The organism is Ruegeria sp. YTSC199, assembly GCF_059609725.1.
Genome location: NZ_JBXWMF010000002.1, coordinates 240,631 through 264,993, shown reverse-complemented (window position 1 = coordinate 264,993; position 24,363 = coordinate 240,631). Strand labels below are relative to the sequence as shown.

General features: G+C 59.6%; 20 protein-coding genes. 9 read left to right on the top strand and 11 right to left on the bottom strand.

Annotated features, from left to right (window positions below; translation table 11 throughout):
* Complete coding sequence (locus AC2FEE_RS02995; protein WP_496862953.1) at window positions 1–1,323, top strand: 3-deoxy-D-manno-octulosonic acid transferase; 1,323 nt, start codon at window positions 1–3, stop codon at window positions 1,321–1,323.
* 42 nt (window positions 1,324–1,365) lie between these two features.
* Here the strand turns inward: AC2FEE_RS02995 and AC2FEE_RS02990 are convergent, their stop codons facing one another.
* From AC2FEE_RS02990 to AC2FEE_RS02960, 7 genes are all read right to left on the bottom strand, one after another.
* Window positions 1,366–2,529, bottom strand: a complete 1,164-nt coding sequence (locus AC2FEE_RS02990; RefSeq protein WP_496862952.1) for a M20 aminoacylase family protein — start codon at window positions 2,527–2,529, stop codon at window positions 1,366–1,368.
* 55 nt (window positions 2,530–2,584) lie between these two features.
* Complete coding sequence (locus AC2FEE_RS02985) at window positions 2,585–3,727, bottom strand: MFS transporter (RefSeq protein WP_496862951.1); 1,143 nt, start codon at window positions 3,725–3,727, stop codon at window positions 2,585–2,587.
* 69 nt (window positions 3,728–3,796) lie between these two features.
* Complete coding sequence (locus tag AC2FEE_RS02980) at window positions 3,797–5,074, bottom strand: DUF3422 family protein (protein ID WP_496862950.1); 1,278 nt, start codon at window positions 5,072–5,074, stop codon at window positions 3,797–3,799.
* A gap of 107 nt (window positions 5,075–5,181) precedes the next feature.
* Window positions 5,182–5,538, bottom strand: a complete 357-nt coding sequence (locus AC2FEE_RS02975; RefSeq protein WP_496862949.1) for a VOC family protein — start codon at window positions 5,536–5,538, stop codon at window positions 5,182–5,184.
* An 84-nt stretch (window positions 5,539–5,622) separates the two neighbouring features.
* Window positions 5,623–7,077, bottom strand: a complete 1,455-nt coding sequence (locus AC2FEE_RS02970; protein WP_496862947.1) for an NAD(P)(+) transhydrogenase (Re/Si-specific) subunit beta — start codon at window positions 7,075–7,077, stop codon at window positions 5,623–5,625.
* 13 nt (window positions 7,078–7,090) lie between these two features.
* Window positions 7,091–8,662, bottom strand: a complete 1,572-nt coding sequence (locus AC2FEE_RS02965; protein ID WP_496862945.1) for a Re/Si-specific NAD(P)(+) transhydrogenase subunit alpha — start codon at window positions 8,660–8,662, stop codon at window positions 7,091–7,093.
* Window positions 8,663–8,791: 129 nt separating this feature from the next.
* A complete protein-coding gene (locus tag AC2FEE_RS02960) occupies window positions 8,792–9,241 on the bottom strand; it encodes a methyltransferase family protein (RefSeq protein ID WP_496862944.1) in 450 nt (149 codons plus the stop codon).
* Window positions 9,242–9,414: 173 nt separating this feature from the next.
* Between AC2FEE_RS02960 and kynU the strand changes: the two genes are divergently transcribed.
* Complete coding sequence (kynU, locus tag AC2FEE_RS02955; RefSeq protein ID WP_496862943.1) at window positions 9,415–10,608, top strand: kynureninase; 1,194 nt, start codon at window positions 9,415–9,417, stop codon at window positions 10,606–10,608.
* On the opposite strand, the gene AC2FEE_RS02950 is transcribed toward kynU, so the two are convergent.
* On the bottom strand, window positions 10,601–11,179 hold the full coding sequence (locus AC2FEE_RS02950; protein ID WP_496862942.1) for a TetR/AcrR family transcriptional regulator: 579 nt from the start codon (window positions 11,177–11,179) through the stop codon (window positions 10,601–10,603). The two genes, kynU and AC2FEE_RS02950, sit on opposite strands and share 8 nt — an antisense overlap.
* A 100-nt stretch (window positions 11,180–11,279) precedes the next feature.
* On the opposite strand from AC2FEE_RS02950, the gene AC2FEE_RS02945 reads away from it, so the two are divergent.
* Both AC2FEE_RS02945 and AC2FEE_RS02940 read left to right on the top strand, forming a co-directional pair.
* A complete protein-coding gene (locus AC2FEE_RS02945; RefSeq protein WP_496862941.1) occupies window positions 11,280–11,744 on the top strand; it encodes a (2Fe-2S)-binding protein in 465 nt (154 codons plus the stop codon).
* A gap of 3 nt (window positions 11,745–11,747) precedes the next feature.
* Window positions 11,748–13,988: a xanthine dehydrogenase family protein molybdopterin-binding subunit gene (locus tag AC2FEE_RS02940; RefSeq protein ID WP_496862940.1), complete on the top strand. Its 2,241-nt coding sequence runs from the start codon at window positions 11,748–11,750 to the stop codon at window positions 13,986–13,988.
* 46 nt (window positions 13,989–14,034) lie between these two features.
* On the opposite strand, the gene AC2FEE_RS02935 is transcribed toward AC2FEE_RS02940, so the two are convergent.
* The 3 genes from AC2FEE_RS02935 to AC2FEE_RS02925 all read right to left on the bottom strand — a co-directional run bounded on the left by AC2FEE_RS02935 (window position 14,035) and on the right by AC2FEE_RS02925 (window position 17,616).
* The gene (locus AC2FEE_RS02935) at window positions 14,035–14,814 is read right to left on the bottom strand and encodes a gamma-glutamyl-gamma-aminobutyrate hydrolase family protein (protein WP_496862938.1); all 780 of its coding nucleotides are present in this window, start codon (window positions 14,812–14,814) and stop codon (window positions 14,035–14,037) included.
* A 219-nt stretch (window positions 14,815–15,033) separates the two neighbouring features.
* Entirely contained in the window at window positions 15,034–15,459 is a 426-nt protein-coding gene (locus tag AC2FEE_RS02930) for a GlcG/HbpS family heme-binding protein (RefSeq protein ID WP_496862937.1), read from the bottom strand.
* 24 nt (window positions 15,460–15,483) lie between these two features.
* Window positions 15,484–17,616, bottom strand: coding sequence for a malate synthase G (locus AC2FEE_RS02925; protein ID WP_496862936.1), 2,133 nt, complete (start codon window positions 17,614–17,616; stop codon window positions 15,484–15,486).
* Between the two features lie 220 nt (window positions 17,617–17,836).
* On the opposite strand from AC2FEE_RS02925, the gene pepN reads away from it, so the two are divergent.
* From pepN to AC2FEE_RS02900, 5 genes are all read left to right on the top strand, one after another.
* Window positions 17,837–20,389, top strand: coding sequence for an aminopeptidase N (gene pepN, locus AC2FEE_RS02920; RefSeq protein ID WP_496862935.1), 2,553 nt, complete (start codon window positions 17,837–17,839; stop codon window positions 20,387–20,389).
* A complete protein-coding gene (locus AC2FEE_RS02915; RefSeq protein ID WP_496862933.1) occupies window positions 20,386–20,814 on the top strand; it encodes a hypothetical protein in 429 nt (142 codons plus the stop codon). The genes pepN and AC2FEE_RS02915 overlap by 4 nt, the downstream gene beginning before the upstream one ends.
* A gap of 131 nt (window positions 20,815–20,945) precedes the next feature.
* Entirely contained in the window at window positions 20,946–22,205 is a 1,260-nt protein-coding gene (locus tag AC2FEE_RS02910; RefSeq protein ID WP_496862932.1) for a hypothetical protein, read from the top strand.
* Window positions 22,206–22,275: 70 nt separating this feature from the next.
* The gene (gatB, locus tag AC2FEE_RS02905) at window positions 22,276–23,787 is read left to right on the top strand and encodes an Asp-tRNA(Asn)/Glu-tRNA(Gln) amidotransferase subunit GatB (RefSeq protein ID WP_496862930.1); all 1,512 of its coding nucleotides are present in this window, start codon (window positions 22,276–22,278) and stop codon (window positions 23,785–23,787) included.
* Window positions 23,788–23,929: 142 nt separating this feature from the next.
* Window positions 23,930–24,337, top strand: a complete 408-nt coding sequence (locus AC2FEE_RS02900) for a DUF4177 domain-containing protein (protein ID WP_496862929.1) — start codon at window positions 23,930–23,932, stop codon at window positions 24,335–24,337.
* The last annotated feature ends 26 nt before the right edge of the window (window positions 24,338–24,363 follow it).

The window sequence follows — 24,363 nt, the reverse complement described above, 5'->3', positions numbered from 1 at the left end:
ATGCCGGATCAGCCGAGCAAGCCAACGCTGCTCTACAAATTGTATTGTGGCCTGACCGCCGTTGCAGGCCCGCTGGTCTGGCGCACGGTGCGGAGAAAGCTGCAGGCCGCCGAGGTTCCCGAAACACGGCGAAAAGAACGTCTGGGCCACGCCAGCCTGTCCCGCCCCGACGGCCGCTTGATCTGGTTCCACGCGGCCAGTGTCGGCGAAACCCTTTCGGTGATCAGCCTGATCAAACGGTTGGGAGAGCGCCTGCCCGATGCCGAGTTTCTGATCACCTCTGGCACACCGACTTCAGCAGCGCTGATTGAAAAACGCATGCCGCCGCGCGCGCGCCACCAATTCCCGCCCCTCGACATGCCCGGCCCCGTCCGGCGCTTTCTGGATCACTGGCGCCCCGACGCAGGTATCTTTGTCGAAAGCGAAATCTGGCCGCGCCTGATTGTCGAAGGCGCGACCCGTGGCATCCCGCTTGCGCTGCTCAATGCACGCCTGTCGGACAAATCCGTAGAGGGTTGGAAAAAACGCCCCGATACGGCGTGCTTCATACTGGACCATTTCCGCCTGTTCCTGACACAAAATGACAAGACGGCCGCAAACCTGATCGCCATGGGCGCGCGCCCGGACCGTGTTCAGCCCGGAACGAACCTCAAGGCGATGTCCGACCCTCTGCCCGTGGAGCAAACCACAGTGTCCGACATTCGCGCGCAGGTCGGAGACCGCCCCGTCTGGATCGCCAGCTCAACCCATGCAGGCGAAGAGGAAACCGTGCTGGAGGCTCATGCGGATTTGCTCAAACGCTGGCCCGATCTGCTTCTTTTGCTGATCCCCCGGCACCCCGAACGCCGCAAGGATGTGGCCGCGGTGATTGAGCAAGCCGGACAAACCGCGGCATTCCGGTCTGCCGGGGATCAGATCACCGAGGAAACACAAATCTACGTGGCTGACACTCTGGGCGAGACCGGCACATGGTACGCCCTCTGCCCTATTGTGTTTCTGGGTGGCTCATTGAAAGAAATCGGCGGCCACAACCCGTTCGAACCCGCTCAGGCCGGAGCCGCCGTGATCACCGGCCCGGGCTATTTCAACTTTGCCGAAACCTATGCCCCGCTGATCGAAACAGGGGGAGCGCTGCAAGTCCAATCCGCCACCGACCTGGCCACAGCTGTGGCAACCTGGCAGTCGGATCAACACGCTTTGGACACGGCGCGCAGCGCTGCAAAATCCTGTGTAAACACCCAAAAGTCCGCGCTGGACCACATCGTCGAAACGCTCTGCACCCAGCTCAGCTTGTCTGACCCGGATCCAGCTTCATCTGGCTAAAAATATCCCGGCGGTGCGGGGGCCGAGCCCCCACCCTGCCCATCAAGCCGCAGGCATCCGCTGCTCAACGATCCCGGCCCACCAGCTGCAACCGGCAGGGATCGCGTCATCGTTGAAATTGTATTCGGGATGATGCACCGCCGCCGTATCGCCATTGCCGACCAGAATATACGCGCCCGGCCGTTCCTCGAGCATAAAGGCAAAATCCTCGCCGCCCATGATCAAGGGCGCCTCGTCACAACTGCCGGATATGGATCGCGCGACATCTGCGGCGAAATCCGTCTGCTCGTCGCTGTTCACCATCACCGGATAACCCCGGTAATAGGTCACCTCGGCGGTCCCGCCAAAGGTTGCGGCCACACCGTTGCAGATCTCTTTGATGCGCTTTTCTGCCAGATCCCGCATCTGCGGGCTCATTGTGCGGACGGTCCCTTTCAGTTGTACCGTCTGCGGAATCACATTGAAAGCCGTGGTCGAGGTCTCAAATGATGTTACTGAGACCACAACCTGATCCACCGGATCGGCGTTGCGCGCAGCGACCGTCTGCAAGGCCAGCACCGCTTGCGCGGCCATCACAGTGGTATCAATGGTCTCATGCGGTTTGGCCGCATGCCCGCCTTTGCCTTCAAATGTAATGTCGAACTGATCGGTGGCCGCAAAGAATGCACCGGGGCGGATGGCAAAACTACCCACAGGGCGGCCGGGCCAGTTGTGCATTCCGTAAACTTCCTGAATGCCCCAGCGGTCCATCATGCCGTCTTCGCACATTTCGCGACCGCCACCGCCGCCCTCCTCCGCCGGTTGGAAGATCACCACAACGGTGCCGTCGAAATTTCGGGTTTCCGAGAGGTATTTTGCCGCCCCCAACAACATCGCCGTGTGACCGTCATGACCACACGCATGCATCGCCCCTTCGGTCTTGGAGGCATAGTCCAACCCCGTTGCCTCGTGGATTGGCAACGCATCCATGTCCGCCCGCAGGCCAATCACCTTGCCACCTGTATCAACCTTGCCCTTGATAACACCAACGACACCGGTGCGGCCGATGCCGGTAACCACCTCATCACAGCCGAACTCCTTTAGCTTGTCCGCGACCAATGCGCTGGTGCGATGGGTCTCAAACAGAATCTCGGGGTTTTCATGAATGTCGCGGCGCCACTCGGTGATTTCACTCTGCAGTTCGGCGAAGCGGTTCTTGATCGGCATAGTCATCTCCCAACTTGTTCTTTTGACCGGGGTGCATCCCGGCGTAGTCGCGGCGTCAATCCAAAGGCGCAGGCCGCAGCGCGCCAGATAACAGGACAATCAGAATAGCCAAAGGCAGCAAGGCCGTGAACGCCAGTCGTAATGTAAGCATCTCTGCCAGAAACCCAATAAGCGGTGGGCCAATCAACAGTCCTCCGTACCCCAGCGTCGCCACGCTGGCGATGGCCTGCCCCGGCGGCACGTGCGGATCATTCGCGGCCCGGCTGAAGGCCAGCGGCATGATCACGGCATAGCCAACCCCCATCAACGCAAAGCCTGCCAGCGCCATCCCTGCCTCTGCCGCCGAGACCACAACTAGCACGCCTAACGCCGCGCAAACGCCGCCGAAACGGGCAATGGCAACGGGGCCAAAGCGGGCGATCACAAAGCCGCCGGCCAGCCGGAAAGCCACCATGGTCACCGAAAACACAGCGTACCCAAGGGCCGCGATGCTTTCCGCTGCTCCGGTTACATCGCGCAGGAATATCGCGCTCCAATCCGCCACGGCACCTTCACCCAATGCACCGCACAGGGCGGTGAAACCCACAAGGATCAGCGCACCGGAGGGTAAGGCAAAGACCGCGCGCCCTGGCGACACGGCTTTGCGGGAGGACCAGCGCACCCAGGACAAGGACAGCGCCAAGATCACAACGACACCACCCGCCAGCAAAAAGTGCTGCATTACCGTCAGTCCCACCTGCACTGCGCCATATCCACTGAGCGCGCCCAATCCGGCCCCAAGGCTCCACATCGCGTGGAACGAGGACATGACCGGCTTGCGATAGGCTTGTTCCACCTCGGCCGCCCAGGCGTTCATCGCCACGTCCATCGAACCGTGAAAGGCCCCGAACACAAAAAGGAACGCCGCCAGCGTCCAGAACCCGCCCGCCATGGCCAGCAGGATCAGTGACAGAGTGTAGAGAACCGCGATGACCCGCGTTAGCGCCACGGCACCAAACCGGTCGGTCAGGCGCCCGGTAACAGGAAAGGAACACACCGCCCCCGCCGCCATGAACAACAGCCCATAACCCAGCGCCTCATGCGTCAGGTCCAGCCTGTCGCGCACTGCAGGGATACGAGACGCCCAGATGCCGAATAGCGCACCGTTCAAAATGAACATGGCAGCCACGGCCCGCCACGCGGCCAAAAGTCCGATCACCGGGAGTCCTTGGAAGAATGTGTCAGTCGTCCCTGTTCTACAGGCAAGAACCGTTTTGGCAAATGCGGATCATTCCAGTCGTTTGCGGATTTGCCGAATCGCAAGCCAAACCGCCAGCACCACCGGGATCGTCACTGCCGCTGTCAGCATGCCCTTGCTGATCCCGGCTTTGGTCAGCGGGTACAGCAAATAGCTGGCGAGCGAGACAGCATAATAGCTGATCGCCACCACCGAGAGCCCCTCGACTGTATGCTGCAAACGCAAGGCCAGATCGGCGCGGCGATCCATGCTTTCCAACAACGCCTGGTTCTGAGCGCTGCGTTCCACGTCTACACGGGTCCGCAGCAACTCTCCCGCTCGGATAGCCCGGTCGGAGAGTGCCTGAAGCCGGCGTTCCGTAGACTTAACAGTGCGGATTGCAGGATCGTAGCGGCGCATCATGAAATCGGCGAAGTTCTGACCACCTTCGAACCGCTGTTCACGCAAAACCTCGATGCGCTGATTAACGATGGCCTCGTAAGCCCCCGTCGCCCCGAACCGAAAGGAACTCTGCGCCGAAAGGGTTTCAAGCTCGATCGAAGTCGATAAAAGGTCCTCCAGTAATTCGTCAGGCTGGGCCGAGTTATCTGACATCTGCCCCATCAACCGGGTCAGCTTTCCGTCAAGTTCGCCGATACGGGGCATCAACTGCTTGACCCGAGCGAAGCCCAGCATGGACATCGCCTTGTATGTCTCGATCTCGCACAGACGCTGCACGATCCGACCCGTCCTGCGCTCCCCCGTGCCCTCGCTGACAAACAGGGCAAAGCGCACATGTCCTGCCGGGTCGATACGAAAATCACTGGCGCAAACGGCGGAATCATCCAACACACGGGCAACGGCGAGGCTTTCCGGTTCAAACCAATCCATTAGTTTGGATTTAACTGCCTTGTCTTCTTCACGTTCGATAACTCGCACCATTGCCGAAGTGACCCGCTGGCCCGGGCTGGCCATCAGCCAATCAGGTGGGAAGACTTCGAAATCGGCCGGGTTAAACGCGCGATCACTCACATTCTGGGCAATCGCGGTGTAAGTCACGAACTCTGTATGCTGCTCCCACTTCAGCCAGTGACGCCCGATCTGACCGGCGTAGTGCGTGGCATCCGGCTGAGGGTGCTGTGCGCCGTGACGATCCAGCAGGTTGATCAGGTGCACCAAATCCTCGCTACGATCCCGCGCAACGGCGGCTTCCGGTTTCTTGATCGCCAGAAAAACCACCGTGCACGGCATTGTCGCCACAGGAAACGGGCGCGCGTGCAGTTCATTGGCCAGTGCGTAGCGCAGGGGATGGTCATCTATCGGCGTCATTTAGTGCTCCGCTTCGTCCGACGCACTATACGGCACACACCCAATACATCAATTCTCTTTTTATTTCATATACTTACAGGAATACTTCGGTATACAAGCCAGCTATCTCATTGATTTGGCTCCCAGAGTTCGATCGGATTTCCCTCGGGGTCGTGAATGCGGGCGAATTTCCCGATCTCGCTATCCCATTCGGCGCGGGTCTCGACCGCGATTCCGGCGGCTTCCAACTGGGCGATCATAGCGGCCAGATCATCGACGCGGAAATTGATCATCCATTGTTGCTTGTTGCGTCCGAAATACTCGGTGTCCTGTGCAAAAGGGGCAAAGACCGTGTACCCCTCGCTCTGCTTCCATGGCACCGGGTCGTAGTGATTGACGCCAAGGTGTTTTTCGTACCAAGCGCTCAGCGCCACGGGGTCGCTGGCGCGAAAAAACAGGCCGCCTATACCGTTCACTTTTTCCATCGGGCACCTCCTGAGAGTAAAGGGTACACCAAAAACAGAAAAGGCGCCCGCTGGGGCGCCTTTCTTTGGTGATCATGCCGCAGATCAGTCGATCATGGGCAGGAGCTTGTCTAGCGATGCCTTGGCATCGCCGTAGAACATGCGGGTGTTCTCTTTGAAGAACAGCGGGTTTTCGATGCCCGAATAACCCGTACCCTGACCACGCTTCGACACGAACACCTGCTTGGCCTTCCAGCATTCCAGAACCGGCATCCCGGCGATGGGGCTGTTGGGATCTTCCTGTGCGGCAGGGTTCACGATGTCGTTCGAACCGATAACAATGGCCACGTCCGTATCCGGGAAGTCCTCGTTAATCTCGTCCATTTCCAGAACAATATCGTAAGGTACCTTCGCTTCGGCCAGCAGAACGTTCATGTGGCCCGGCAGACGACCCGCAACAGGGTGGATTGCAAAGCGCACTTCCTTGCCCTTGGCACGCAGCTTGCGGACCAGTTCAGAGACCGACTGCTGTGCCTGCGCCACCGCCATACCGTAGCCCGGGATAATGATCACGCTGTCAGCGTCGTTCAGGGCAGCCGCGACACCATCGGCGTCGATGGCCACCTGCTCACCCTCAACGGCCATCTGCTCTCCCTGTGGGCCGCCAAAGCCGCCCAGGATCACGCTGACAAAGTGCCGGTTCATTGCCTTACACATGATGTAGGACAGGATCGCACCGGATGAGCCCACCAGCGCACCGACCACGATCAGCAGGTCGTTGCCCAGCGAGAAGCCAATCGCTGCCGCCGCCCAGCCCGAGTAGCTGTTCAGCATAGACACAACCACCGGCATGTCGGCACCGCCGATGCCCATGATCAGGTGATAGCCGATGAACAGCGCCGCCAGCGTCATCAGGAACAGCGGGAAGAAGCCACCCGAAGCGGTGTACCAGATCAGACAGATCAGTGAGAGACCCGCCGCTGCCGCGTTCAACGCATGACCACCGGGCAGCTTGGTCGCCGCAGATGTCACTTTTCCCGCCAGCTTGCCATAGGCCACGACCGACCCGGTAAAGGTGATCGCGCCGATGAAAACGCCCAGGAACAGTTCCACATGCAGGATCGACAGTTCTGCCGGGGTTTTCTTGGCGATAAGTTGACCAAACCCTCCGAGCCCCGTGAGCAGCACTTCTTTTGATGCATCCGAGACCGCAAACGCTTCTGCGACGTTCAATACTTCGAAATGTGCGTTGTAGCCGACGAAAACAGCCGCCAGACCGACTAGCGAGTGCATCGCAGCGACAAGCTGCGGCATCTCGGTCATCTGCACGCGTTGCGCGACATACTGGCCAATGAAACCGCCACCGGCGATCAACAGCAGCGACAACAGCCACAGGCCCGAACCGGGACCAACCAGCGTGGCGAAAACCGCCAGCGCCATACCGACGATGCCGTACCAGACCGCGCGCTTGGCGCTTTCCTGGTTCGACAGACCGCCGAGAGAAAGAATGAATAGGACAGCCGCAACGACGTAGGCGGCAGTAGTGAAGCCAAATTCCATGTGCCCGGCCTCCTTAAGATTTCTGGAACATGGCGAGCATGCGCCGGGTTACGAGGAAGCCGCCGAAAATGTTGATCCCGGCCATGAAGACGGACAGCGCCGCAAGCAGAATGACCAGGAACGACCCCGATCCGATCTGCATCAAGGCCCCAACGATGATGATCGACGAGATCGCGTTGGTGATCGCCATCAGCGGAGTATGCAGCGAGTGCGAGACGTTCCAGATCACCTGGAAGCCCACGAAGATCGCCAGCACAAAGACGATGAAGTGCTGCATGAAGCTGGCCGGAGCGATCAGCCCCACCAGCAGCATCAGCGCGCCGCCAACACCCAACAGGGTGAACTGCTGTTTGGTCTGCGCCTTGAAGGCCGCAATCTCCTGCGCCTTTTTCTCTTCCGGGGTCAGTTCTTTGACCTCGGGTTTTTTCTGCGCCGCAATCGCCTGCACCTTGGGCGGAGGCGGTGGGAAGGTGATCTCGCCAGCATGGGTCACAGTCGAGCCGCGGATCACATCGTCTTCCATGTCGTGGTTGATCTGACCGTCCTTCTCGGGCGTCAGGTCGGTCATCATGTGACGGATATTGGTCGCGTACAAAGACGAAGACTGTGCCGCCATCCGGCTGGGGAAGTCGGTATAACCGATGATGGTCACGCCATTGTCCGTGACGACCTTCTCGTCCGGCACGGTGCCTTCGACGTTACCGCCACGTTCGGCCGCGAGGTCAACGATGACCGAGCCCGGCTTCATCGCTTTGACCATATCCTCCAGCCACAGCTTCGGCGCCGGGCGGTTGGGGATCAGAGCGGTGGTGATAACGATGTCCATTTCCGGAGCAAGTTCGCGGAACTTGGCCAGCTGCGCGTTGCGGAATTCTTCGGACTGGACCGAGGCATAGCCGCCGGTCGCCGCGCCATCCTGCTGGTCTTCTTCAAAGTCCAGATAGACAAACTCGGCCCCCATGGATTCAACCTGCTCGGCCACCTCTGGTCGCACGTCGAACGCATAGGTGATCGCACCCAGCGAGGTCGATGTTCCGATGGCCGCCAGACCGGCCACACCGGCACCGACGATCAGCACCTTGGCAGGCGGCACCTTGCCGGCTGCCGTCACCTGACCGGTGAAGAACCGGCCGAAGTTGTTACCAGCTTCGATCACGGCCCGGTAGCCTGCGATATTCGCCATCGAGGACAGCGCGTCCATCTTCTGCGCGCGGCTGATCCGAGGCACCATCTCCATCGCTATAACGTTTGCGCCCTTGGACTTGGCCAGTTCCATTCCCTCTTCGTTCCCAGCAGGGTTGAAGAAGGAAATCAACGTCTTGCCCTTGGTCAGACGCTTCAGCTCGGCCTCGGTCGGGACCCGAACCTTGGCGACAATATCGGCAGTTTTCCAAAGCGACGCGGCGGTTTTCACAATCTCGACGCCTGCGGCCTCGTACGCCGCATCCGAAAAGCCGGCAGCAGCACCCGCCCCTTTTTCAATGGCGCATTCATAGCCCAGTTTCTGCAACTGCGCGGCAGAGTCCGGGGTCATCGCGACCCGGTTTTCACCGTCCAGTATTTCCTTTGGTGTGCCTATCTTCACTGGCAATCCCCCTAATTCTCGCTCGTTTCGAGTGTGTGGTCGGTTATGTTTGTTCAGCACACATGTATCTTGCGCAACATTATTTCGCAAGCGCAGCAATCGTTACGTGATGTCATGAAACTGGTCATTCTAAATCCACCGGCGGGTCTTCCGCTCATACCGGGCGAAATCCGCGCGAAACGTGCGGCGCAGGCGGTCTTCTTCGGGCAGTATAAAGCGGCGTTCCAACACCCACACGAATACTGGAATCAAAACCAGGGACAACACTGCATCAAACCGCAAAACAAGCCCGGCCAGGATCAGAACATCGCCCACATAGATCGGATTGCGGCTGCGTGTGTAAATGCCTGATTGCACCAGCGACGAAGGCGTTTCGTGCGGAATGACCGTCGTCTTGTGGCGCCGGAATTCGACAACTGCCAGCAATGCGAAAAGGATACCGCCCCCGATCAGAACGCCGCTCAGCAGGTCGGTAAGTCCGCTGTCCAGGGACAGCCCCAGCGAAAAGTGGCGCGCTTGCAGCCAGGCCAGCAAAGCAAACCCAAAAAGCCAGACAGGCGGTAAGTCGATCCGGCGCATGTTCATTCCCCGCAATTGACGAAACGTAAAGGCGTGTCGTTTCTGGGCGCTTTCCTATCGCTTTCGGGACAGATTGGCAAAAGCTCAGTATGTCGCATCATTGGACAGACAATTGTGGATCGGATAGGCCGAAGACTACTACCAAACAATGACACAAACTGGCGAGCCCCGAGATGACCGACTTCACCGCGACCAAAGCTATGTTCGAACTGCCAGACGGGATGGTTTACCTTGACGGCAACTCGCTGGGTCCACTGCCGCGCGCAGCCACCGACCGTGTGAGCGACATGCTGGTCAAGGAATGGGGTCAGATGCTGATCACCGGCTGGAACAAGGCCGGGTGGATGGCTCTGCCGACCGGGCTGGGCGACCGCATTGGGCGGCTGATCGGCGCGGCGCCCGGCACGGTAGTGACCGGAGACACGTTGTCGATCAAAGTGTATCAGGCCGTGGCCTCGGCCCTGGAATTGTGCCCGGATCGCAAGGTTGTGCTATCGGACAGCGGCAACTTCCCGTCCGATCTCTACATGGTGGATGGCCTGTTGCGGTCGCTGGGGCCGGATTACAAATTGCGGATTGTCGCGCCCGAAGACGTGGCCACCCACATCACTGAAGACGTCGCCGTCCTTATGCTGACAGAGGTCGATTACCGCAGCGGTCGGATGCACGACATGAAGGCGTTGACCGAACTGGCGCACGCCAACGGAATCGTGACCGTGTGGGATCTGGCCCATTCCGCCGGGGCGATCCCGGTGGACCTGTCCGGCTGCAATGCCGACTTCGCGGTGGGCTGCACGTACAAATACCTGAACGGAGGTCCCGGCGCACCCGCCTTCATCTATGTCGCCCCACGTCTGGCCGACCGGGTGCGCCCTGCCCTGTCCGGCTGGCTGGGGCACGAGGCACCGTTTGCCTTTGATCTGGACTACCGCCCCGGCAGCGGAATCGAAAGGATGCGGGTGGGCACACCCCCGATCATCCAGATGACCGCTTTGTCGGCTGCAATGGATATCTGGGACAAGGCTGACATGGCGGACGTGCGCACCAAGTCCATTGACCTGACCGAGTTGTTCATCGCCGGCGTCGAGGCCTCCTGCCCCGAGCTGCAGCTGGCCAGCCCGCGCGATCCGAACCTGCGTGGCAGTCAGGTCTCTTTCCGGTTTGCCGACGGTTACGCCGCCATGCAGGCCCTGATCGCCCGAGGTGTGATCGGAGATTTCCGTGCGCCCGATATCATGCGGTTCGGGTTTACCCCGCTTTATATCGACGAACAGGATGTAGAGCGCGCCGTCGATATTCTGACCGACATCATGCAGAACCGCCTGTGGGATGCACCGGAATACAAGGTGCGCCAGCGGGTTACCTGACCTCAAGCCCCGCGCCGAACAGCGCTGCAACCTGCGCCACCTGTCGTTCGTAGACCTCGGCACCTGCGCCGGTCAGCTTGAGCCCTTTGAGGGTGGCTGTGATCGTTCGACCGGTCTCGGCCGCATCGGCCAACAGACGCACCCGACTGGCTTCCGCCTGTTGCGTCAACCAATCCGCATAAAGGCCCGCCAGCCTCGCCTCTCCCTCCGAGATGATCTCGGCCGCCATGGACTTGGTGTTGTCCAGCATCTCGAGCCCGTGGGGCGAGGCCAGTATCGCCGCCATCCCTTCGGTTTGCGTTTGCATCGCACGGACTAAAACTTCGGGTACAGACCCTGAAGTCGCCAGCGCCTGAGCCACCGCGACGCTTTTTTGGGCATAGTAAACCTCGGTCAGCTTGCTGACGATCGCCTCTTTGTTCTTGAAGTGAAGATAGACGGCTGGCCGGGACATTCCCGCCCCGCGCGCTATATCATCCATTGAGGTTTTTCGAAATCCATATGCGGCAAAGGCCTGAAAGGCGGAATTCAGGATCGCTTTTTGCCGTGAGTCGTCAACTGTTTCCGTCATGCTCAGAGTCGTGACATTTTTTGTTAATTTTGTCAATTGACAGACTGACATTTTACGACAATTATGTCACGAAACCAGCCACAGTTAGATGAGGTGCGCCATGGCGACCGCCCTGAAGATCAACGGAAAGCAACATCAGGTTGACCTACCCGATGAAGTCCCCCTGCTTTGGGTGCTGCGGGATGAGGTCGGGCTAACCGGAACCAAATTCGGCTGCGGTGTCGCCGCGTGCGGGGCTTGCACCGTGCATATTAATGGCGAGGCCGTGCGATCCTGCCAGGTGGCGCTGTCGGATGTCTGGGGCGATGTGACCACGATTGAAGGAATGGGTTCACCCGACGCGATGACTACGCTTCAACAGGCCTGGGTCGATCATCAGGTGGCACAATGTGGTTACTGTCAGTCGGGCCAGCTCATGCAGGCCGCCGCGCTGCTAGCGGAAAACCCCACCCCCTCGGACGCCGAGATTGACGAGGCCATGCAAGGCAATCTGTGCCGCTGTGGCACCTACCCCCGTATACGCGCCGCGATCCATGACGCGGCCAGCAAACTGAAGGAGGCGTAACCGATGGCTTCTGTTGGAAAAATCCTGCGCCGTACCTTCCTCATCGGTTCTGCCGCGATTGTCGGCGGCGTGGCGTTCGGCGCCTATTATGTCAGCCGCCCCGCTGCCAACCCGTTGAAGCCCGGCAAAGGCCAGGCGGCACTAAACCCTTTTGTTCTGATCGACCAAAATGGGGTGACTCTTTTTGCCCCTCGTGCCGAAATGGGACAGGGTGTCAGAACCACATGGGCCGCGCTGATCGCCGAAGAACTGGACGTGGATATGGACCAGATAACCGTTCTGCACGGCCCGGCGGCGGCGGCCTATTACAACTCGGCCCTGATGGGGGAAAGCCTTCCCAACAAGGGCTATGACATCTCGGATTTCCAGCACAATCTGGGCGAGGCGTTGGGTGTGCTCGGCAAAGCGCTAAGCCTGCAAGTCACTGGCGGATCGACCTCGATGAAAGACGGGTTCGAGAGGATGCGTCAGGCTGGGGCCTCGGCCCGCGAAACGTTGAAACAGGCCGCCGCTGACCGGTTGGGCGTTGATCGTAGTGAACTGAAAACAACCTCGGGTCACGTCATCGCCCCGAACGGAGACCAAATCCCTTATACCGCGCTTGCCGTTGAAGTAGCCACACTTGAGCCGATCGAGGCACCTCTGCGTGACCCGTCCGAGTGGCGTTATCTGGGGCAGACCCAACCACGTCTGGACATGGTCGAAAAGGCAACCGGGACGGCTGAGTTCGGCGTCGACGTCCGCTTACCCGGCATGAAATTCGCCGCCGTGCGCATGAACCCCAAGCTGGGCGGCGCGATGAACGGATTTGACGACAGCACCGCGAAAACCATGCCGGGGGTCGAAAAGATCGTTGATCTGGGCACAGGCGTCGCGGTGATTGCCAACAACACGTGGTTGGCCAATCAGGCAGTTGAGGCCATCGACGTGGATTGGGGTGACGCCCCCTATCCGCCCGACACAGACGGTATCTTTGCCAAGATTTCCGAAGCATTCGACGACGCCCCGAACTCGACAATGCGGGATGACGGCGATGTCAGCGTGACGCCCGAGGGTGCGACCGAGATCACTGCGGAATATCGGCTGCCTTATCTGGCCCACGCCACGATGGAGCCGATGAACGCGACCGCGCTTTATACCGGCGACGCGTTGGAACTGTGGTGCGGCAACCAGGCCCCAACGTTAATCCGCTTCCGCGTCGCGAACACAGCGGGCCTCGACACCGAGGCCGTGCAGATCCACACCACCTATCTGGGCGGCGGCTTTGGTCGTCGGGGTGAACTCGACTTCGGCGAGATCGCCACCAAGGTTGCCATGGCTATGCCCGGAACGCCGGTTCAAACCACGTGGAGCCGCGAAGAAGACATGCGCCACGACTATTTTCGCCCCGGCGCCATCGCCCGCATGCGCGGAGCGGTGCAGGACGGAAAGGCGGTCCTGATCGACGGCAAGGTCGCGGCGCAGTCCTGCACGCAACAGGCGGTGACGCGATACACCGGTATGCCCGGCGCAGGACCAGATAAGGTGTTGGTCGAGGGCTTTTTCAACCAGCCCTACGCGGTGCCGAATTACCGGATGAGCGGCCACATCGCCAAGCTGGACGTCCCCGTCGGATTCTGGCGCTCGGTCGGCAACAGCCATAACGGGTTTTTCCACGAAACGTTCATGGATGAGATGGCCCATGCCGCCGGTCAAGATCCACTGGAGTTCCGGTTGGAGTTGATGAAAACAGAACACGCACCTTCGGCGGGATGTCTGGAAGCAGTGCGCGAGATGTCCGGTTGGACGGGTCAGGCTCAGGATGGCGTGGGGCGCGGAGTGGCCTTTACCTACAGCTTCGGCACCCCGGTCGCTCAGGTGATCGAAGTGGTCGACGAAGACGGCACCATCCGTATCAACAAGGCATGGATCGCCTGTGACATGGGGCTGGCTCTGGACCCCGAAAACGTCAAGGCGCAGATGTTCGGCGGCATGATGTATGGCTTGTCTGCGGCCTGCTACGGCGAGATCACCTTTGCCGAAGGCGAGGTCGAACAATTCAACTTCCCCGACTATGACGCGCTGCGTATGCACACCGCGCCGCAGGTCGAAGTGCGCGTATTGGAAACCAATCGCCACATGGGTGGCGCGGGTGAGCCCGGCACGCCTCCGTCGATGCCCGCACTCGGTAATGCACTGTTCGATCTGACCGGGGAACGCGCCCGCATCCTACCGCTGATCAATCAGTTCAACCTGCTGGTCTGATCGCGCTGCGCCGGTCCGGTGCCTCTCATAAGGGCCGGCGCGAAACTCACGCCGTTTGCTGAATCAACCCGGCGTCCGATCCTGTCGCCCAGGCGCGTACGGCTGCACCGAACGCCTCGAACAGGGGGCGGGAGACCGGATCGTTGATAGCATCCCACTCGGGGTGCCATTGCACCGACAGGGTAAATCCGGGCGCATCCTTGATATAGATCGCCTCGGGCGTGCCATCAGGCGCATGTCCATCGATCACTACACGCTGTCCGACGGTTTTGATGCCCTGACCGTGCAACGTGTTGGTCATCACCTCGGGGGCTCCGAACAGTTTATTAAACACCCCGCCTTCGCTCAATGACACCACGTGGCGCAGGGCGAACTTTTCTTCAAGCGTCCCGTCCGGCGGCATGCGGTGATTCATTCGACCCGGTAGATCGCGTATTTCAGGATAAAGCGTTCCGCCCATCGCCACGTTGACCTCTTGGAAACCACGACAGATACCCATGAACGGCTGGCCGCGTTCCACACAGGACCGCACCAGAGGCAGGGTGATCGCATCTCGCGCCCGATCAAATTCACCATGCGCGTCGGTGGCATCCTCGCCGTATTCCTCGGGATGCACATTTGGGCGCCCGCCGGTCAGCAGGAACCCGTCGCAGACCTCGAGCAATTCCTCGACCGTAACGTAGCGCGGATCGGAGGGGATTAGCAGCGGCAGGCAGTGCGAAACGTTAGCGACAGCTTCGGAATTCATCGTTCCGCCTGCATGCGTCGGATATTCATCGTTCATGAGGTAAGAGTTGCCGATGATACCGACGACAGGCCGAGACATTCCGTATTCCTTGTTGTTATTTGATTAACAGGAAAGCTATCCGCAGCAATGGAAACGTGCAACAGAACACGCCCTGCATGACAGCGCAAGGACGTGTTCAATCACGCACACATCGTTCTGATTTTCAGTCAAATCTCAGGACATTGTCGCGAAATCAGCCATCATTTCGGAATTATTTCCCCGAAACCACCACCACTCATCAGCAAAGACCGGTTGAAATCAGATTTCCCCGGTCAAGCCTGCTGCCTCAATTCCGGTCACTCCCGCGGTCGCATCATTGTCCGAGGTATCGCCGGTCACGCCCACTGCCCCGATAATTTCGCCCTTTCGGTCCCGCAGAAGAATGCCGCCCGGAACCGGCACGACCTGACCGCCATAGACGCCATTCACAGCGGCCATGAAATAGGCCTGCGCCTCGGCCCGCTGCATTTGCGCCGTGCCCGCCAGGCCCAGCATGACCGAGCCATAGGCTTTACCGTGAGCAATCGCAAAACGGCCGGGGGCGGCACCGTCCTCGCGCTCAAACGCGATCACGTGACCGCCCGCATCCAGCACCACAACGGACAGAGGCTTCAACTCCATCTCGCGGCCTGTTTCCATTGTTTTTCGAATGATCGTGCGGGCTTTGCGTAATGATACTGCCATGTTCCGTCCTCTCTGTGTGTCGGATTAAAGGCTGGCTTTCAGTTGCAGACGGCGCGCGTGCAGAACCGGTTCGGTATAGCCCGAGGGCTGAATCCGCCCCTTGAAAACCAAGTCGCAGGCGGCCTGAAAGGCGACACCGTCAAAACCAGGCGCCATCGAAGTGTAAACGGGATCGTTTTCATTCTGGTGATCCACCACAGCGGCCATTTTGCGCATCGCAGCCGCGACCTGTTCTTCCGTAACGATACCATGGTGCAGCCAGTTGGCCAGCGCCTGACTGGAAATCCGGCAGGTCGCGCGATCCTCCATCAAACCGATATCGTTGATGTCCGGCACTTTCGAGCACCCCACACCCTGATCGACCCAGCGTACCACATAGCCCAGAATACCTTGTGCGTTGTTCTCAATCTCTCGCGTGATCTCATCATCACCGAGGTTGCGACCATTCAGCAGCGGTATGGTCAGCAGATCGTCCAGCGTGCCGCGCGCGCCATCAGCGGCCAGTTCGTCCTGACGGGCCAAAACATCGATCTTATGGTAGTGCGTTGCGTGCAGGGTCGCAGCGGTCGGCGACGGCACCCAGGCGCAGGTGGCGCCGGATTGCGGGTGGCCAATCTTGGCCTCCAGCATTTCGCCCATCCGGTCAGGCATCGCCCACATACCCTTGCCGATCTGCGCCCTGCCCTTCAAACCACAGGCCAGACCGATATCGACGTTGCGGTCCTCATAGGACGCAATCCACGGCGTGTTCTTGATGTCACCTTTGGGCAGCATCGGGCCTGCCTCCATCGAGGTGTGAATCTCGTCCCCCGTCCGGTCAAGGAAGCCAGTGTTGATAAAGGCCACACGCGATTTAGCGGCGCGTATGCATTCTTTTAGGTTGACCGAGGTGCGGCGTTCCTCATCCATGATACCCAGCTTCACGGTGTTGCGCGGCAGGCCGAGGATGTCTTCGACCATGTCGAATATCTCGACCGAGAATGCCACCTCTTCCGGCCCGTGCATCTTGGGCTTCACCACATAGACCGACCCGGTGACCGAGTTCCCACCCTCGCGCTGCAGGTCGTGCATGGCGATCAGAGTGGTGCAAAGCGCATCCATCAAACCCTCACCGACCTCATTGCCGTCGGCGTCCAGAACGGCGGGGTTGGTCATCAGGTGGCCCACGTTGCGCACCAGCATCAGCGAGCGGCCTTTCAGCGTGGCTTGGTCACCGCTGGCCGTGGTGTAATTGACGTCGCCCGCGAGATTGCGGGTGAATGTGTTGCCGCCCTTGTTGACCTCTTCGGTCAGGTCGCCCTTCATCAGGCCCAGCCAGTTGCCATAGGCAACGACCTTGTCCTCGGCATCGACGCAGGCGACAGAGTCCTCACAGTCCATGATCGTCGACAGGGCCGATTCCAGCAGGACATCTGCAATGCCCGCCGGATCGGAGGCACCGATTGTACTGGACGGGTCAATTGCGATTTTGACGTGCAGGCCGTTATTCTTCAGCAACACAAATTCGGGGCATTCAGGCGCGCCGCCAAAACCGACAAAGCGCGACGGGTCGGCCAAAGCAGGTAAAAGTGTTCTGTTTTCAATACGAAGTTCGGACGCATCCGCCCACGACCCGCCGGCCAGAGGCACGGCGTCGTCCAGAAATCCTTTGGCCCAGGCAATCACGCGTGCACCGCGCTCTGCGTCATAGCCTCCGCCTGCTGGCAGATCACCCATCGCGTCAGTACCGTAAAGCGCATCATACAAACTGCCCCAGCGCGCGTTGGCGGCGTTCAAGGCAAAGCGCGCGTTGGTGATTGGCACGACCAGTTGCGGACCAGGGGTCAGGGCAATCTCGGGATCGACATCTGCGGTTTCGATCTGGAAGGCATCGCGTTCCTCGACCAGATAGCCGATCTCGCGCAGGAAGTCCTGATAGGCGGTGGCATCATGCGCCTGCCCGTTGCGATCCAGATGCCACGCATCGATCTTTCCCTGAATCTCTTCCCGCTTTGCCAGCAGCGCACGGTTCTTCGGACCCAGATCGGTCACCATCCGCGCAAGACCGTTCCAGAAAACTTCGGGTGCAACGCCAGTTCCCGGTAATGCCTGACCCTCAATGAACTCGGCCAAAACTGCATCGACCTTAAGTCCACTCCATGTTTGCCTGCTGCTCATGCCTCTACCCTTCGATTGTACGCGACTGTATACGCTCCTCAATTAGGTCGGATGTTTCCGATAGGCAACACGTCTTGGCCTGTTGCAGAGGTGATCCGTTAGGTCACATGAAAATCATCACGCAATTGATGGCCCCGTGAACAAGCCGCCTTACACCGCTTGCAGCCCACCGTCACAGCCCATAACGTCGCGCCAGACACGAACCGATGCGAGGCCCCCGATGCGTGACGCCGCCCCTACCACGATCTACCTGAAAGATTACACGCCCTTTGGATATCTTGTGGACAGTGTGCATCTGACCTTTGATCTGGCCGATCACGCGACCCATGTGACCTCTCGCATTGCCTTCAAACCGAACCCCGATGCGACGGACCGGACTTTCTTTCTGCATGGAGAAGACTTGGCGTTGATCCGCGCTGTCATCGACGGGGTCGAGATCACCCCCGAGGTTTCAGACAAGGGCCTGACCGCTGATGTCCCCGATGCGCCTTTCATCTGGGAGGCTGTCGTCGAGATCGACCCTGGCAATAATACCGCACTTGAGGGGCTGTATATGTCGAACGGCATGTACTGCACCCAATGTGAGGCTGAGGGCTTTCGCAAAATCACCTATTACCCTGACCGCCCCGATGTGATGTCCACCTTCACCGTGCGCATCAATGGGGACCTTCCGGTACTTCTTTCCAACGGCAATCCCACGGGTCAGGGCGAAGGCTGGGCCGAATGGACGGACCCGTGGCCCAAACCCGCCTACCTGTTTGCGCTGGTTGCCGGAGACCTCATCGCTCACTCCGACCAGTTCACAACCATGTCGGGCCGCGACGTGGAATTGAACCTGTGGGTGCGCCCGGGCGATGAGGGCAAATGCGCCTTCGGCATGGAGGCGCTGAAGAAGTCGATGAAATGGGACGAGGACGTCTACGGCCGCGAATACGATCTGGAAGTGTTCAACATCGTGGCCGTGGATGACTTCAACATGGGCGCGATGGAGAACAAGGGGTTGAACATCTTCAACTCATCCGCTGTTCTGGCCAGCCCCGAAACATCAACCGATGCCAATTTCGAGCGGATTGAGGCGATCATCGCGCACGAATATTTTCACAACTGGACCGGCAACCGGATCACTTGTCGCGACTGGTTCCAGCTATGCCTGAAAGAGGGCCTGACCGTTTTCCGCGATGCGCAGTTCACCTCTGACATGCGCTCGGCCCCGGTGAAACGCATCCAAGACGCAATCGACCTGCGAGCGCGGCAATTCCCCGAGGATAACGGGCCGCTTTCGCATCCAGTACGCCCCGAGAGTTTCCAGGAAATCAACAACTTCTACACCGCTACCGTTTATGAAAAAGGCGCCGAGGTGATCGGGATGCTGAAACGGTTGGTGGGGGATGAGGCCTATGCGCAGGCACTGAATCTTTATTTCGACCGCCATGACGGGCAGGCCTGCACTATCGAAGACTGGCTCAAGGTATTCGAAGATACGACGGGCCGCGATTTGAGTAAGTTCAAACGTTGGTACAGCCAGTCCGGCACGCCGCGTGTGGCCGTGGCCGAGGATTACGCGGACGGCACATACACCCTGACTCTGTCGCAGCGCACCGAGCCGACCCCCGGACAGTCCGAGAAACTGCCGCAGGTGATTCCGGTTGCCGTCGGTCTTCTAGGTCCCAACGGAGATGAAGTTCGCACGACCAAGATTCTGGAACTGACGGAAACCGAACAGAGCTTTCAGTTCTCCGGGCTGGCCGCCAAGCCGGTGGCCTCGATCCTGCGCGATTTTTCGGCGCCGGTCATTCTGGAGCACGACCACACGGATGCCGAGCGCGCCTTTCTGCTGGCCCATGACACCGACCCGTTCAACCGCTGGCAGGCCGGGCGGTCGCTGGCGCAGGGCACACTAATACGCATGATCCGCGAAGACAGCGCGCCCGGCACTGACTATCTGGATGGCATGCTGGCCGTGCTGCGCGACGGCGATTTGGACCCGGCCTATCGTTCTCTGATGCTGGGCCTGCCGACGCAATCCGAATTGGCCGCCACGCTGCACGAAAGCGGAGATATCCCCGATCCGATGGCGATCTGGAGGGCCGTGGAAACCTTGCGGCAGGCGACAGCGCAACATGTGCAGGACCTGTTGCCACGGCTTCACAGTGAAACCCTGATTGACGCGCCATTCCTGCCCAATGCAGAGCAGGCGGGCAAACGCGCGCTAGCCGGCGCGGCACTGTACCTGACATCGCGACTGGATGGTGGCACCAAGGCCATCGAGGAGTACGCATCCGCCAACAACATGACCCACCAGTTGACCGCCCTCTCGTGTCTGTTGCGCGCTGGCTCAGGGCAGCAGGAATTGGCTGCTTTCTATGATCAGTGGCAGCATGATCGGCTGGTGATGGACAAGTGGTTCGGCCTTCAGGTGACCACGGCCGACCCCGAGGCCGCAGCGGGCATTGCCCACGCGCTGACAGAACACGCCGATTTCAATTGGAAAAATCCCAATCGATTCCGCGCGGTCATGGGGGCTCTGGCCATGAACCATGCCGGTTTCCATCATGCGGACGGGGCCGGATATGCGTTGCTTGCAGACTGGCTGATCCGCTTGGACCCGGTAAACCCGCAGACAACGGCGCGGATGTGTACGGCATTTCAGACTTGGAAACGTTATGACCCCGACCGTCAGGCCCTGATCCGAACTCAGCTGACCCGCATCGGCGACACGTCGGACCTGTCGCGGGATACCACGGAAATGGTGACGCGAATCCTCGGCGCATGACCCCGTTCACCTTCACGCGCCACAATCGGACGCCGCGCGCTGTCCTGATCCTGACCTGTGTCTACGCGGCGCTTGCGGCCCTGCTGATCCTTTTCGATGCGGCGTGGTGGCTGGTCGGACTGTTGGCCCTGTCTACCCTGCCCGCCCTTTGGGACATCGTGCATGGAACACGTGCGGGCATGACGCTGGATAACGATCGGATAGGATGGTTCTCGGGCAATCGCGAAGCCGAGGTAGCTTTGGCCGATATCGACTACATCCGCTTCGACACCCGCTGGGACTTTTCGGTGCGCGTCTCGCTGGTTCTGGCATCGGGCAAGCGAATTCGGCTGCCGGACGAATCCACACCACCCCACAAAGAGCTTGAAATCGCCCTGCAAAAGGCCGGTTTCCGAGTTGAGCGACATCATTTCAACGTTTTCTGAAACAATGTGCCCCAAAGGAAACCATTCCACCGGCACTGCTCCTAACATCCTGCAAAAAGCTTGAATTTGAGGTGAATTTCAGTCAACATCCCTAGTCAGCTTACCTGTTTGTTTCGGTTTCGAGTTTTGCCATGTTTCGGTTTCTAAGGGCACGTAAGGCCCGTTCTTCTTTACCTTCCCGTCAATTCACGCAGGACGTGCGCGCTGCGGATTGCGCTGTTACGGCTGCCATGCCGGACACAGGGCAACTGAATATTCCGCTGGCTAGCACCTGTGCCGGGGATCTGATTGGCCGAGACACCATTGAACAAGGGCGCACGCTGGCCAGGCAGGACCGCTGGGCCGAGTTGTCCCGACAAATGCGCGCCGCAGACGAAACCCGCGCGACCGCACCCGACGGGATGCCGATTGCGGATTTGCTGGCATTTGGCGCCCGCTCCGACGTTGTACTGGCGGTGGAACACGCCCTGTCTGACGGCGCCGCCCTGTCCGAATATGACCTTCTTGGCGGTATCTCCGAACTGGAAGACGAAATGCGCGCGCATCCCGATGATCCTATGATCACGCTTGTGGTCGCGCTGACGCATATCGACCTGGCCTGGGCTTGGCGCGGGACTGCGACGGATGCCACGTTGCCTCCGCTGCACCGGTCGCGCTGTGCCGCGCATTTCGACCGGGCCGCGGCGCTACTGCCGAAATGCCGCGCAACCGCGCCGGCCAGCCCTTTGGCTGCCGCAGCCGGTTGCGCCCTGCTGGCCGGTCGGCGGAAAACCGACCTGCGCGTAGCGGAAGAATACGAACGGCTGATCACGCTGGACCCAAATAACCAGCGCCATATGCGGGCGATGGGCACGCATCTACTGCCGCGCTGGTTCGGCAGCTACGAAGAGCTTGAGGTTCAGGCACTGCGTAATGCGGCCCGCACCCGCGACGTCTGGGGGGCCGGCGGCTATACTTGGGTGCAGTTTGACGCCATTGCTTTGGATGAAGAGGCCTGCGCGCGACTGGATGTCGAGTATTTTCTGGAGGGTTTGAACGACATTCTACGTCGCCGTCCGGATCAGCAAACGGTCAACATGCTTTCAGCCTATTGCGCCACCACGATTCAGAACGGGTTGGGCCTGCATGAGCAGGCCGATCTGGTGCGCTCGCAAATTCACGAAGCCGCCAACTGGCTGATCCGCGACCACATGACCGAACTGCACCCACTGATCTGGGCGCACGCTGCGAGCGGTTTCAACAACTCGGTTCGCATCAACTCGGCCGAACGGTTCGCCGCCCGCGGCCAACGCCAAGCCTTGCGCGCCATCGGCGATTTGTTCCGCGACGAATTGCGAAGCGGCATGGATGTGACGTTCACACCGTCGGGCCTGCGCCTGTCTGAGAACTGATTCCCCCTTGCCCCTAGACCGCACCGGGCCTAATACGCAGGCTTAGACTTCTGCGGAAATGAGGCGCGCCATGCTCGACCTGACATACGAAATGCCCAAACCCAAAACCATTGCCGGGGCCCAGCACGATTGGGAACTGGTGATCGGGATGGAGGTGCACGCTCAGGTTTCATCCAATGCCAAACTGTTCTCGGGCGCGTCGACCCAATTCGGGGCCGAACCAAACTCGAATGTGGCCTTTGTGGACGCGGCGATGCCGGGCATGCTGCCGGTAATAAACGAGTTCTGCGTTGAGCAGGCTGTCCGTACCGGACTGGGCCTTAAGGCGGAAATCAACCTGAAATCGGCGTTTGACCGCAAGAATTATTTCTACCCGGACCTACCGCAGGGCTATCAGATCTCGCAGCTTTATCACCCCATCGTGGGCGAAGGTGAAGTGCTGGTCGAGATGGGAGACGGCACCGCGCGCATGGTCCGCATAGAACGCATCCACATGGAGCAGGACGCAGGTAAGTCCATCCACGACATGGACCCACACATGTCCTTCGTTGACCTGAACCGGACCGGCGTCTGCCTGATGGAGATCGTCAGCCGCCCCGACATTCGCGGACCGGAAGAAGCGGCTGCATATATTGTCAAGCTGCGTCAGATCCTGCGCTATCTGGGCACCTGTGATGGCAACATGCAAAACGGCAACCTGCGGGCGGATGTAAACGTCTCGATCTGCTTGCCCGGTGCCTATGAGAAGTATCAGGAAACACAGGATTTCTCGCATCTGGGCACCCGTTGCGAGATCAAGAACATGAACTCGATGCGCTTTATCCAGCAAGCGATCGAAGTCGAGGCGCGTCGCCAGATTGCCATCGTTGAAAGTGGCGGCAAGGTCGATCAGGAAACGCGGCTTTATGACCCGGACAAGGGCGAAACACGGTCGATGCGGTCCAAGGAAGAGGCGCACGACTATCGCTACTTCCCCGACCCGGATCTGCTGCCGTTGGAGATTGAGCAGGCATGGGTGGACGACATCGCTGCAAAACTGCCCGAACTGCCCGACGACAAGAAGGCGCGGTTTATCAGCGAATTCGGCCTGACCGACTATGATGCCTCGGTTTTGACCGCCGAAGTGGAATCGGCTGCTTATTTCGAAGAAGTCGCCAGGGGTCGCAGCGGCAAGCTGGCTGCGAACTGGGTGATCAACGAGCTGTTTGGCCGCCTGAAGAAAGAAGACCACGACATCACCGAATCCCCGGTATCCCCGGCGCAATTGGGTGCGATCATTGATCTGATTTCCTCGGATGCGATCTCGGGCAAGATCGCGAAGGACCTGTTCGAGATCGTCTACACCGAAGGCGGCGACCCGGTACAGATCGTCGAAGAGCGCGGCATGAAACAGGTGACGGATACCGGCGCCATCGAAGCGGCTTTGGACGAGATCATCGCCGCCAATCCGGCGCAGGTTGAAAAGGCCAAGGTAAACCCGAAACTGGCCGGCTGGTTCGTTGGTCAGGTGATGAAAGCCACCGGTGGCAAGGCCAACCCGAAGGCAGTAAACGAACTGGTCAGCCAAAAGCTGGGTTCGTAAACCGATCAGGGCATGAATTGTTAGCGGCGGAGTTTGCACAAAACCCCGCCGTTTTTCTTTTCCACCTCTTTCCACGCGATGATGACTTTCCCAAAATCTCCAGCATGTTAGATTGCCGGGAACCGACAACCAGGAAAACCCGATGCAGCGCTACGAATACAAAGTTGTCCCCGCCCCGCAAAAAGGCGTCAAAGCCAAGGGCGAGAAAACCGCAGAAGGCCGGTTTGCCGCGTCGATTGAACAGGTGTTGAACAAGATGGGTCAGGACGGCTGGGAGTACCAGCGCGCCGAACTGCTGCCCAGCGAGGAACGCGCGGGCCTGACAAGCTCGACCGTGAACTGGCGGAATGTACTGGTCTTTCGGCGTGAGATCGAAACTGATTTGATTTCGGCGCGGACAGATGAAAACATCGCACAGGCAAAGCCTATTCCCGGCCCCGAGATGGTTCAGGCCCCAGCTCCCATTTCAGAAGATGTCAAAGAGCCTCCACTCTCTTTGAAAGGGGCTGAAAAGGTGACAGAGCCGCCCAAAGACGAAAACTCGCGCTAGCCGTTTCTCAAGCCTCATTTTACAAG